Raw genomic sequence first — 12343 nt, 5'->3', positions numbered from 1 at the left:
AGCGGGCGCGTCGAATATCCGTCACCGCGGCGTTCGGGATGCGTAGCACCTCCTCGCGTTAGACTGCCCGTAGATCGCGGAGTGGCGACACGGAGGCGGACATGCGGCGCGGATGGACGGTGTTCTCGGCGGTAACGGTCATGATGCTGGCGCTGGCGTGGACGTCTCCTGCCGCCGCATGCAGCGGGGGCGGGCCGCGCTATGAACTCGTTTCTATGGTTCAAGCTGCCGACGTTATTGTTGATGGTCGTGTTACCGTCACGGATGATGCCGGACAAAACTTATATCTACACGTGGAGACTTACCTCCACGGCGATACCGGCCCAAGTGAAATCTTGGTGTCGCTGTGGCCTGCAACAGGCATCATCGCAAACCGGGATCGAAGGTTCGGCGGTGGCTGCTTCTATATGGGAGCCTCTCTAGCGGTTGGCGACCAAGTCATTATGTTGCTTAGGCACATGCAGGACGGCAGCTACAAACCTACAATTAGCTTCTTGGGTTCATTTGCACGTTTTCCAACGCTTGAGTCACGGGTGGAACTGACGCTCTTCCGCGCTCCAGAGAGTCTTGAAATGGAGACGCATAACGTCACGCGAGCCCAGCTGACCAACCTAATCCTATCTGTGCCCGGCACCGGCCAGCAGGCATCCATTGAAACTAACTTGCCGTTTCGAGCACCGCTGCTCATTACCGCGGAAAGTGGGCGACACTACCTGATGCCGATTGATGGCGCGCTGCCTGTTGAATTGTCAAAAGATGAACTATATCGGTTGGGCCGGCATAACGAAGCATGCTGGAGCGCCCCATGCACGGCGTGGTCGCATACGGGTCTCGAATCGGCTCACATCGGCGTTGCCGACTCTGCATCAAGCAGTACTCGAAATGTGGCCGTGGTTTTTCCACCTTCAGGCAATGTACTTGCAGAATGGGAACTGTCGCCTTCTGGGTGGAAGGTCTCGGTGATCTCTACTGTCTTTAACACGACTTGGGGGCAGAGTCTTTCACTTTCGCAGCCGGCCGGCATATTGAATACAGCCGTGACTGCACTTGACGCGGCCGATGCTGGCAAACCCGATTTGGGCACGTGGTCTCCGGATGGAAGAATACTGGCTTTTGTCGATGAGGTTGGACTATGGCTATGGGACGCGCTCACGCCCAACGCGGAACCACAGTTGTCGCCGTACGAAGGGGTTACCGCTGTTCATAGCTATTCGCAGACAGGACGCTATCTTTCGGTCACTAGGCATGGTCGCCGGCAGCACATCGACCTTGTGAGCGGAGAGATCCTTCCGGATGGCGAGTTCAGCCCCGGTGATCAGATTCTACTCGCCTACGAGTCGCCGCGTCTGGTGCAGCTCGCGCCGCGTGCGGAGGTTGCATTTCCTGCCGATATTTTCGGTAGCGCTTTCATCGTCGATGCAAAGTGGATAGCACGGTGGCACTTCGTAGCTCTCATGTGCAATGGGACTTCGCGGGAGACGTGCGCGGTAGTTGAGGCGTCTCGGGAACGATTGTCCTTTCCCGAGGTAACCGCTGGCTATGCGTTTGACTTCAGTCGAGATACGCACAACCTGGCAGTTGTGAAACCGGATGGTCGGACGCTGCTGCTCCGTGATGGTGTAACCGGAGTCATGCGTGAGCTTGATCTGGGTACGTCTATTGATAGTGATATCGCTAGCCTCGAATGGTTGCCAACTCTGTTCTACAGCCGTTACCTTGAAGACGGTAACCTGTAGCGACGGCGCAGCCATTCGAGCAACGCTTCGGAAGCCGCTAACGTCAGCATCGACGCGAACAATACACCTGCAAATGGCCGCAGAATCGGTACCATGACACCACTAAATGGTCGATGCCATTGGGGGAAGTACGAGCTCGTACTGGCGTATTGGCTCCCAAAGGCAAACCAAGTGTCAGTCAACGGCCGTGCTCGGGTGACTCGCATGATGTCAGCTGCCGCTAAGGAACCTCCGTCGAGTAACGTCAGCATGCCCAGTTGTGCGGCTGTGGAGGCCTGCGCAGCGACATAGATCGGCAGCTTCCAGCGGCAAAGTGCACGGTCTTCGTCGCTAAGGTGCCAAGCAAGTTCAATGTTGCTGCCGCCGTCTATTGTCGTGCAGCGAACAGGTCGCGGCAGTACCAACTGATCTTCTAGCCATGCAAACGCGATGAGACCAATAAGAGCGAATCCTGCGATTCCAACACGGGTCGCACTCACTAACACTCCCACCCAGCGCCACGTCCGACGGTTCCGAATATAAACGGTCATTCCAAGCACCATCATTAGATGGGTTTCGGCAAGGATTACTAATGCCAATCCTAATCCGGCGACCACCCCTTGCCACCACAATGGATTTCGGAGAACAGGCGTCTCGTAAGGGCCGTTGTGGCTAATGAAGTTGAGGTGCGTCAATGCTTGGTTTACGGGCTGTGCAAGCGGAATATCCGGCACGTACGCTAAGTAAAGATGCAGATACTGCGCCAGAGCTAGTCCCAAAGCGAGACGACTTACCCACAGCGCACAAAGCGATGCCCATCCACCGCGGTGCCAAAGATCGCACCAGATTGCCCCGCGTACGCCAGCAATCGAGAATCCTGCCAGCACCAGCAAGTCACGTTGGCCGTAGACTGCAGATAGGATTCGCGTGGCATGACGTACTGAGGTGGTTATCTCTGTGTAAGTGATAAGCGTTAACGTCAACATTCCCGACCACAAGAGGGCCAGCACGTTTCCGTCATCGGTATACCGCGCCAGCGGCACAGCCAGCAGAACGGCGGCAGCGGCAAGATACAGCCACGGGCGGATCGGGAATCGAACGGCGGGCATGGCGCGCGGCTCCAAGCAACCGGATGCCTTCACTGTACCGTGGGGCGTGACAGGGCGCAGCAGCGCGCGTCCGCCGCCGAATCAACGCCGGGCCGATGGATAGGCTACGGGTGACGGGCGCCAAAGAACCTCACCCCCGGCCCCTCTCCCGAGGGAGAGGGGAGAAAACCACGCGCGGGACACGACAGCCCCTCGCCTTTGGGAGAGGGGCGGCGGAGCGCCAGCGACGCGGGGTGAGGTTCGACTCGCGCTGTATTACGGGCGGCCACGGCATGCCGTGGCCCTACGAAGCTCGCTGCTGGGCGCTTAGAGGAGGGCCGAACTGGACGCAGCGGGACGAGCCACCGAGTCGCCCCTATTCATCCCTCAACACTCGCCACTCATCACTGCCCGTGGGGGCCGGAGTCGTAGGGGTGGCCGTCCTGTACCCACGCCATCACGCCGCCTTCGAGGTTGTACAGCGTGTGTTCGGTCAGGCCGGCGTCGCGCAGGCCGAACGCCGCCATCGCGCTGCGCCCTCCGCTGCGGCACACCAGCACGATCGTCTGATGCGCGGCCAGTTCGTCGGCACGGTGCATGATCTCGTCCAGCGGCATGAGCACAGAGCCGGGGATGCGCGCCTCTTCGTATTCGTACACCTCGCGCACGTCCACCAGCACGTGCGGCGTGCCGGCTTCGCGCAGGGCGCGGTACTCGTTCACGTCCATCGGCGTGTAGGGATCGGTCGGATCAAACATGGGCTTCCCTCGGTCTTGGTTCTGATATTATCCCCGACATAACACTCCCTGACAACCGCGGCAGTTGCCGCTGGCCGTGCGCTGCGCTAGGCTTGGGACATAACCGCATCCTGCCCAAGCCCGCGAAGGATCCCCGCGATGAACGACCCGCTCTTGAACTGGCGCGCCGAGTTTCCGATCCTCGACACGTGTACCTATATGATCAGCAACAGCCTCGGTGCGATGCCGCGCGCCGTCTACGACAAGCTGCACGAGTTCGCCGATACATGGGCGACGCTGGGCGTGAGCGCGTGGGGCAAGCCGTTCGGCGGCAATCCGACGTGGTGGGAGGTCAAGGGCGCGGTGGGGGACAAGATCGCGCCGCTGATGGGTGCGCCGGCGGGCAGCGTGCTCGTCCACGAGAACGCCAGCATCGCCAATGGCATCCTGATGAGCGCGCTCGACTGGTCGGACACGCGGCGCAACAAGGTCGTCGTGTCGGACATGGATTTCCCCAGCGACGTGTACTCGACACAGCGCATGCTGCCGCCGCACATCAGCCTGCAAGTGATCCGCACCCGCGACGGCGCCACGCTGCCGATTGACGAGCTGCTCGAGGCCATCGACGAGGAGACGCGGCTCGTCAGCCTGTCGCACGTGCTGTTCCGCAGCGCGTACATCATGCCGGCGGCAGCGATCGTGGCCAAGGCGCACGCGGTCGGCGCGCAGGTGCTGCTCAACGGCTATCACAGCGTCGGGATCATCCCCGTCGACGTCACGGCGATGCACGTCGACTACTACATCGGTGGTACGCTCAAGTGGATGTGCGGCGGGCCGGGCGGCGTGTTCTTGTATGTGCGGCCCGATCTGCTAACCACGCTGCAACCGAAGATCACCGGATGGTTCGCGCATAAGAATCCGTTCGCGTTCGATATCGACCACTTCGAACTGCGTGACGACTTCTACCGCCTCGCCAACGGCACGCCCGGGATCGCCGCGCTGTACGCGATTCAGCCGGGCGTGGACGTAATCACGCAAGTCGGCGTCGAGGCGATCCGCGCCAAGTCGCTGCGGCAGACTCAACTGCTCTTCGACCTTGCCGACGCCGCCGGCTACGAGACGCGCACGCCGCGCACAGACGCTGACCGCGCCGGGACGGTGACGGTCAATCCGCCGCACGCCTACGAGGTCAGCCGCGAGATGCTGGCGCGCAAGTTCGTGGTGGACTTCCGCGCCAACGCGGGGATACGCATCGCGCCGCACTTCTACAACACCGACGACGAGGTGGTTGCGACGATCGACATCATCGGTGAGATCCTTGCCGACGGGAGCTGGCAGAAGTTCGCGCAAGGCCGCGAGTTCGTGACGTAGCTGGGAGGACGGCCGTGAACATCGCACATGCCCGGATGCACAGCCAGCGGCTGGTCACGCCTGCCTTCGAGACACCGGGCGAGGTCGTGCGCTGGATGGGTGCGATGCAGGCGCAGGACTACCATCAGGCGGTGTGGGCGATCGGTTCGCGCATGGCAAACCCGACGCTGGCCGCCGTCGAAGCGGCGATTGAAGCGGGCGACATCCTGCGCACGTGGCCGATGCGCGGCACGATCCATTTCGTCGCCGCGGAGGAGGCGCGCTGGCGCGTCGAGTTGGCCGCCGACCGGAGCATGTCGAGCAGCGCAGCCCGTCTGCGACAGCTTGAATTGACCGAGGACGACATCCACCGCTGCCGCGATATCGCCGAGAGGCGTCTCGCCGGGCGCCAGCGGATGCAGCGCGGCGACCTGCTGCTCGCGTTCGACGAAGGCGGCGTCAGCACGGCCGGCCAGCGTGGATATCACATCCTATCGCAGTTGGCGCTGCGTGCGGTGCTGTGTCTCGGTCCCAACGACGGCAAGCAGCAGACCTACGTCTTGTTGGACGACTGGACACACGGCGCGCCGTCACGCCCGCGCGACGAGTCACTGGCCGAACTGGCGCGACGGTACGCGATCAGCCACGGGCCGGCGACGGCGCACGATCTGGCGTGGTGGGCGGGGATCACGGTCACCGATGCGCGGGCGGGCTTCGAGGCCGCGCGCCCCGACGTGACCCCGCGCGAGATTGACGGCACGGTCTACTGGGTAGCGGAAGGGGCCGACGATCAGGCGGTCGACGCGGGCCACCTCGCGCTGTTGGCCGGGTACGACGAATATCTGCTCGGCTATCAGAACCGCGACGCGGTAATCGACCGCGCCAATGCGTCGGCGATCTGCCCCGGCGCCAACGGCGTGTTCTACCCGATGGTCGTCGTCGGCGGGCAGATCGTGGGGACGTGGCGGCGCACGCTCAGGAGAGACCTCGCCGTGATCGGCCGCGCCGTCTTCGCGGACGTGGTTGTTCGGGATGGCGCATTTGAGTCCGCCGCCCGGCGCTATGCCGCGTTCCACGGCCTCGAGGTCGCGTTCGAGACGTGATTCAGGCGGTGTGCGGACTCGATGGATTTGACCGGATTCAGCGGACAGTATCTATAATCACGGCGCGCTGACGCAGTATTCCCGGGGGTCACGATGGAACGCTATCCGCTGCTTGTCGACACCGACATTCATCCTGTGCCATCGTCGCAGCGGATCGGCGAGTTTCTTCCCGAGCCGTGGCGAACCCGCTTCCTCAGCGGCAGCGTCGGCCCCGGCGGGCAGGGCTATTGGAACCCCAACGGCGTCATGCGTTCGGACGCCGTGCTGGAAGATGGCACGCGGATCGAGACGCTGCCCGAGGCGCTCAGCCGCCACTTCTTCGACCCGTATGGCATCGACTACGGCATCCTCAACACCGCGTCGATGCAGATTTCGCTGTCGCCCGAACCGGATTTCTCGGCGGCGGTTGTGTCGGCGGTCAACAGCGTGTATCTCGAAGACTGGCTGCCGGCCGACCCGCGCTTCCGCCTGTCGGCGCTGATCGCGCTGGCCGACCCGGATTTGGCCGTGAAGGAGATTCACCGCGTCGGCGAGCATCCCGGCGTCGTGCAAATCCTGATGCCTAGCGCGACCCCGCTGCCGCTCGGCAACCGTTTCTTCCACCGCATCTACGCCGCCGCCGCCGAACACGGTCTGCCGGTGGCGATCCACCCCGGCGCGGAAGGGGTGGGCATGTCCGGCGCGCCGACCGTCGCCGGCTACCCGAGCAGCTACCTCGAGTGGCACACGGCGCTGGCGGCCAATTATGTCGGGCAGTTGGTCAGCCTCGTGACCGAAGGCGTGTTTGTCAAGTTCCCGACGCTCAAGTTCGTGTTGATCGAAGGCGGCGTGTGTTGGCTTCCGAGCATCTTGTGGCGGCTGGACAAGAACTGGAAGGCGCTGCGCAGCACGACTCCGTGGCTCGACCGCCTGCCCAGCGAGATCATTCAGGAACACGTGCTGCTGACGACACAACCTATCGAGGAACCGGCCGATCCCAAGCACTTCGCCGCGATAATGGAGATGTTCGACGCCGAGAAGATGCTGATGTTCTCCAGCGACTACCCGCATTGGGACGGAGACCCGCCTGACTTCACCGCCCGCTTCTTCCCCAAGCCGATGCGCCCGGCGGTGATGGGGCGCAACGCACAACGTCTGTATCGTCTGCCCGAGGTCGAGCGTGTCATCGAATCCTAGCCGCACCAAACAGCAGATCACGGTCGCCCGCGTCGGCGAGATCGCGCCCGGCCAGCGCAAGATCGTCAGAATCGACGGACGCAGCATCGGCGTGTTCAACGTCGGCGGCGTGTACCGCGCCTATCTCAACCTCTGCCCGCACGCGCTGGCGCCGGTGTGCCTCGGGCGTGTGGGCGGAACGACGCTGCCGTCAGCCCCCGGTACGTTCGAATGGGGGCGCGACGGCGAAATCCTGTCCTGTCCGTGGCATGGGTGGGAGTTCGACCTGCTGGACGGCCACTGCCTGACCGACAAGAAACGCCTGCACGCGTTCGAGCTGGCCCTCGTCGGAGACGAGATCGTCCTCACCGTGTGAGCGGCGTGCGCTCGCCGTCGGTTCTCAAATGGCGGGCAGCGTTTATAATCGGGGATGTGTATCCCCTAAACGGAGACCAACACCGATGAAAGAAGGACGCGAATACCTCGCGGCGAACGCCAAGAAGGAAGGGGTCGTCACGACCGCCAGCGGCTTGCAGTACCGTGTATTGACGCAAGGTGACGGCTCCAAGCCCGGCCCGCGCGCCGAGGTCGAAGTGCATTACGAGGGCCGTTTGATCGACGGCACCGTGTTCGACAGTTCGTATGCCCGCGGCGAGTCGATCGCGTTCTTCCTCTCGCAGGTCATCCCCGGATGGTCGGAAGGCGTGCAGTTGATGTCCGTCGGCTCGAAGTACGAGCTGACCATCCCCTTCGAACTCGCCTACGGGCCGAAGGGGATCCCCGGCGTCATCCCGCCGCATTCCACGCTGATTTTCGACGTCGAACTGCTCAAGATTTACTAGTCTTGCGCGTGGGGCGCTGCCCCACACCCCGGCAGGAGTGCAAACTCCTGCACCTCCTTACTCGCGGATTTGAGCCGCGCGCGGCTCAAATCCGCAGATAAGGGAGTCCAGAGGGCGCAAGCCCTTTGGAGAAGGTGCGGAGGCGAAGCCTCTGCGTCTTTCTCACGCTTTTTCGCGCAGGACGAACACGCCCCAGCCGAACAGAGGCCTCTGATATTCCAGATACGACCGTTTGTCGCGGGCGATCCAGTCGCGCAGCGCGGCGGCGTCCGGATCGTCCGGGTTGGCGCGTAGCCACGTGTCGACAGTCATCCATTTAGCGGCGGAATAGCGATCCCAACTGTCGCCATCGGCCAGCACCATCTCGACCAGCTCGAAGCCGGTCGATTCGATCCGGTCGAGCGTGCCGAGCAAGGTTACGTAGTCGTCCGGACCAACACCGACGCCTTCGACCGCCTCGGGCGATGGCGGGCTGATCCAGTAGGGCTCGCCGACGAGCACCAGGCCGCCGGGCTTGAGCGCGCCGCGCATCAGGTTGATCGTGCCGACCAGACCGTCGCCGATCCACGTCGCGCCGACGCAGCTGACGATGTCGAACGCGTGCGGTTCGGCGGCGTACTGGGCGGCGTCACCTTCGACTAGCGTGATGCGACTGGCGACACCCATCTCTTCAGCGCGTGCGGCCGCTGCCGTGAGGAATATCGCGCTGATGTCGACGCCGACGCCGCCGATCCCCCAGCGGTGCGACCACTGGCACAGCATTTCGGCTTTGCCACAGCATAAGTCGAGCTGGCGCATCTCCGGCGCCAGACGGCAGATCTCACCCAACACCATCAGCTTATCGTGGGTGAACGGGTTAAGGATGCGGTGGTCGCCCTCCGCGATTTCGTGAAATCTCAATGACATGGTGCAGTGTCCTGTTTGGCGTAGGGTTGCGAACCGAGGCCGCGCCCGCGCAAACGGCCGGCCTCGGTTCGGAATGGATTCAGCGTGGCGTTGATCACTGCCGCCTCAGCGCGCGTCGATCCACAGCTCGCGCACGAGCGCATGCGGATCGCGATCGTCGCCGCACGCGCCGAAGTACTGCGTGAGGCGTTCCAGATCGCGCTCCAGGTAGCTGCGCGCGTTCGGGTTGCCGTCGACCTCAACGACCTGCGGCAGATCGATCACGATCGGCTGATCGTCCCAGTACAGCACGTTGTAGGCCGACAGGTCGCCATGCACCATGCCGTGACGCAGCATGATCTGCACGGTTTCGAGCACGGTGTCAAAGGCGGCGCGGGCCTGCTTAGCCGTCAGGCGGACTTCGGCCAGTGTCGGCGCGGCGAGGGCGTCGTCTCCGCAGTAATCCATGAGGATTGCATTGGACGCGATAGCGATCGGGCGCGGCACAGCGGCGCCGGCTTCGTGCAGCGTTTGCAGCGCGCCGTACTCGTGCATCAGCCACGAGCCGTGCGCGACCGCCTTACCGAAGTCGGATTTCTTCTTCAGCGCGCGGGTGATGCGATTGTTGCTCTGCTTGATGACGTGCCCGTCGCTGTTGAGCGTCGAGCGTCCCTCGCGGTAGGCGCTGTCGTTCTTCATCGTGCGGAACATGGCGGGCCGGTAGACTTTCGCGGCCAACAGATCGGCGCCGGCGTTCGGGCTGCCCGCGACGCGGTAGACGTTGGCTTCCTTGCCGCCTTTGACGCGGGCGAGTACGTCGGTCATCAGGCCCATGTCGTAGAACGGGCGCAGGCTGTCGAGCAGCCACCCGCCTTCGAACAGGCCGGGGCGGTAGGTGGTGTTGAACCCGCCTTCTAGCCCTTCAACGGCAGCGACGCTGTCCAACTGCTGCGCTTGGGACTTCTTCGGTTTGTGGTTGGCTTTGGCCTTGCGGCGGGTGCGTTCGGTGAACGCGGCTTCGTAGTCGGCGTAGCGATCCATTTCCAGATCGATATCGTCGTAGTGCTCAGACGTAGAACGAGACAAGGCTCGGATTCCTTCGCGTGATTGTGTGATGTGGGTGTTTGCGGGGCTGCCGAAAATACAGCGAGCAGCAGGCGATGCACAACGGTTTCGCCGTCACGTTGACCGCGACGGGCGACGCTGTGCGCCGTGCACGCCATGACCGGGGCTAGTCGGTCAGCACACCCCTTGCGCGAAGGAATTTGCGCAGGACTTGCGGGGAGGTTGGGGGACTACTTCTTCGGTTCAGGCGCGCCGATGCAAATGACGACCTCAGTGGCCGTGGCCGTGACCTCAATCATACGATGCGCCTCCTTGATCAAATCAAACCGGGTGTACAGATGTTGTACGTGAAAAGGATGCACTCAGTTGCGCAACCTGTCAAGCACCCCAAATTGGGGGCTCGCGACACATGAGCGAAACATAAGCGATGCACTAGACATTGCCGCAAATCCGATGATCGACATGCCTACGCTGAACGCGCGCCGTGTTCCCGCAGATTAGGGCTGCGCCTAGGGGACTAGCGCAAAATTGCCCTTTGGTATATTTTGATCAGTAGGTCAAACAACGACACGAGTATCGAAAGTCCCGACGCGTTATGCTGCGAGTACGCATCGTCGCGGTTGTGCTCGCCGTGAGCGTAGCCCTTATGGGCTGCCAGTCAGACACTTCAGCACCGCCGTCAACCCCCACACCCACCATGACGCCTCAGGCCGCGCCGCCGGTCGATTATGCGTTCGACGGTCACGTCGGCTTCAGCCGCGCCGGACTCAATATCCGTTTGCGCAAGCCACGCGACTGGGAAGCTTTTACGACCGACGGCGGTATTGTAGTCGCCGAGAAGTTCGGCACGGTCGCCGATCAGGGGCAGCTTGCCGGCCTGATGACCTACGTCTTTCTCACGCCGCTGGACGAATTCCCGTTCGGCATCAGCGACGACGAGGACGGAAGCCGTGCCGTGGAAGTGCTGTCCAAGATTGTCGCGGATGGCAGTTACGTCGGCGGGGCGGACGTTTCGGCGGTGGAAGGGTTCACGTGGTCGGGCCATGACGCGGCCTATTACCTGCTGACCGACCGCCAGACCGGATTGCGCACGCTCGTGATTGGCGTGGCGCTGATGCCGCAAAACGTCTTGCTGACGGCGACCCTCAGCGCCCCTGCGGAAATGGAGCCCAGTATTCGCATGGCACTGCCGTCGCTGCTGGGCGGCTTGATGATCAATTCGACGCGGCTCAGCCCCGACGATCTAGTGACTCTGCCTGCGGAGCTGGCGTTTCCCGCCCCTAGCCGGTCGTTTGACACGCACGTAGGGCAGCGCCCCAATTCTACGCCGTCTACTGCGGCGTTTTGAGCGACGCGGCCAGCGCCCGTTCGGCGTTGCGCCGGCGATAACCTGCGGGCGGCTTGGGCTGACGGCGTCGTAACGCATCGACGACATCGCGCAGAACGTCGTCGACCGGCGTATAGGTCATCCCGAGTTCGGTCTTGCTGCGCACGTTGTCGAGTTCCGACATCCACACGTCGCTGAACGGCGAGCAGTCCGGCAGGAACCCGTTGGCGACCAGAATACTGCGTGGCACCGTCACGATGTTCGGCGTCACGTTCAGGGTGCTCGCCAGCCGATGCAGAAGATCGGTGAGGGTTAGGGTCTCATCCGGGCTGATGTTGAAGGCGCGCCCGAACCCGCCGTCGTGGCCCAACAGGCGCATGATTGCGCGTACGACGTCGAGCGCGTACACGTTACGCACGGGATAGTCGGGCTGATCGGCGATCAGCACCGGGCCGCCGTCGCGCAAACGAAGCACGTAGTTGTAGAGCCTCAGATACTGGTCGCGCGCGCTGATGACCATCGGCAGGCGCAGGGTGGTGGCCGGGAAGCCGGTACGAGCGTGGGCCTCCATCAGCACGTCTTCGCATTGGCGCTTGTCGAAGCCGTACAGCCATTCTTCGTAATCGTACGTGCCGAGCGCGGGTGCTGTCATCACCGGCCCGTCGTAATCCTCTTCGGCAAATGGCCTTGTCAGCCCGTCACGCACCAAGTACACCTGCCCGGTCGACAGCGCGATGTAGCGGCCCGTGCTGCCGTTGAGCAACTGCGAGATGACCTCGGCTTCGGGGCGGCGGAACAGAACGGTATCCACAACGACATCGAAGGTGCGCCCGGTCAGTGCACGGCGAAGCTGAACCGCTTCGGTACGGTCGACGCGCAGGCGGGGCAGCGTCTCGGGCAGCGTGTCCGGCGATACGCCGCGGTTGAGCAAGGTGACCCGGTGGCCGGCCTCGAGCAGTGCTTCCGTCAGGTAATGGCCGATCTGCCGGGTGCCGCCGATGATGAGGATGTTCATGCGAAGTGCCGTCCTAATGATTTGATCAAGGCGCGCATCGCCCGAGGCACGGCACACACCG

Annotated in this window: 12 protein-coding genes; 7 read left to right on the top strand and 5 right to left on the bottom strand. The window is 63.0% G+C overall.

All coding sequences use genetic code 11. The features are described 5' to 3' along the window. Positions 1 to 101 precede the first annotated feature (101 nt). Entirely contained in the window at positions 102 to 1736 is a 1635-nt protein-coding gene (locus tag IPM16_17035; protein MBK9124806.1) for a hypothetical protein, read from the top strand. Here IPM16_17035 and IPM16_17030 read toward each other — a convergent pair. Together IPM16_17030 and IPM16_17025 are read right to left on the bottom strand one after the other, a co-directional pair. Next, positions 1712 to 2824 (bottom strand): hypothetical protein, encoded by a 1113-nt coding sequence (locus IPM16_17030; protein MBK9124805.1) that lies wholly within the window; start codon positions 2822 to 2824, stop codon positions 1712 to 1714. The two genes, IPM16_17035 and IPM16_17030, sit on opposite strands and share 25 nt — an antisense overlap. A gap of 383 nt (positions 2825 to 3207) precedes the next feature. Further along, on the bottom strand, positions 3208 to 3531 hold the full coding sequence (locus tag IPM16_17025; GenBank protein MBK9124804.1) for a rhodanese-like domain-containing protein: 324 nt from the start codon (positions 3529 to 3531) through the stop codon (positions 3208 to 3210). Between the two features lie 168 nt (positions 3532 to 3699). Between IPM16_17025 and IPM16_17020 the strand changes: the two genes are divergently transcribed. The 5 genes from IPM16_17020 (at position 3700) to IPM16_17000 (ending at position 7990) form a co-directional block, all read left to right on the top strand. Next, a complete protein-coding gene (locus tag IPM16_17020) occupies positions 3700 to 4911 on the top strand; it encodes an aminotransferase class V-fold PLP-dependent enzyme (GenBank protein MBK9124803.1) in 1212 nt (403 codons plus the stop codon). A 14-nt stretch (positions 4912 to 4925) separates the two neighbouring features. Then, on the top strand, positions 4926 to 5993 hold the full coding sequence (locus IPM16_17015; protein MBK9124802.1) for an AlkZ family DNA glycosylase: 1068 nt from the start codon (positions 4926 to 4928) through the stop codon (positions 5991 to 5993). A 93-nt stretch (positions 5994 to 6086) separates the two neighbouring features. Continuing rightward, positions 6087 to 7169 (top strand): amidohydrolase, encoded by a 1083-nt coding sequence (locus tag IPM16_17010; protein ID MBK9124801.1) that lies wholly within the window; start codon positions 6087 to 6089, stop codon positions 7167 to 7169. A gap of 16 nt (positions 7170 to 7185) precedes the next feature. Further along, complete coding sequence (locus IPM16_17005; protein MBK9124800.1) at positions 7186 to 7524, top strand: Rieske (2Fe-2S) protein; 339 nt, start codon at positions 7186 to 7188, stop codon at positions 7522 to 7524. A 28-nt stretch (positions 7525 to 7552) separates the two neighbouring features. After that, positions 7553 to 7990 carry an FKBP-type peptidyl-prolyl cis-trans isomerase gene (locus IPM16_17000; GenBank protein ID MBK9124799.1) on the top strand — a complete coding sequence of 146 codons (438 nt, stop codon included), beginning with the start codon at positions 7553 to 7555 and terminating at the stop codon, positions 7988 to 7990. A gap of 162 nt (positions 7991 to 8152) precedes the next feature. Here IPM16_17000 and IPM16_16995 read toward each other — a convergent pair whose 3' ends face one another. Continuing rightward, the gene (locus tag IPM16_16995; protein ID MBK9124798.1) at positions 8153 to 8896 is read right to left on the bottom strand and encodes a class I SAM-dependent methyltransferase; all 744 of its coding nucleotides are present in this window, start codon (positions 8894 to 8896) and stop codon (positions 8153 to 8155) included. Positions 8897 to 9001: 105 nt separating this feature from the next. Further along, positions 9002 to 9961 (bottom strand): hypothetical protein, encoded by a 960-nt coding sequence (locus tag IPM16_16990; GenBank protein MBK9124797.1) that lies wholly within the window; start codon positions 9959 to 9961, stop codon positions 9002 to 9004. 574 nt (positions 9962 to 10535) lie between these two features. Between IPM16_16990 and IPM16_16985 the strand changes: the two genes are divergently transcribed. Beyond that, the gene (locus tag IPM16_16985) at positions 10536 to 11288 is read left to right on the top strand and encodes a hypothetical protein (protein MBK9124796.1); all 753 of its coding nucleotides are present in this window, start codon (positions 10536 to 10538) and stop codon (positions 11286 to 11288) included. Here IPM16_16985 and IPM16_16980 read toward each other — a convergent pair. Continuing rightward, complete coding sequence (locus IPM16_16980) at positions 11272 to 12282, bottom strand: NAD-dependent epimerase/dehydratase family protein (GenBank protein MBK9124795.1); 1011 nt, start codon at positions 12280 to 12282, stop codon at positions 11272 to 11274. The genes IPM16_16985 and IPM16_16980 overlap by 17 nt on opposite strands. Positions 12283 to 12343: the final 61 nt, after the last annotated feature.

Source organism: Candidatus Flexicrinis affinis, assembly GCA_016716525.1.
Lineage (GTDB): Bacteria > Chloroflexota > Anaerolineae > Aggregatilineales > Phototrophicaceae > Flexicrinis > Flexicrinis affinis.
Note: the sequence above shows the minus strand (reverse complement) of the source record. Positions and strands in the feature narration are given on the sequence as shown.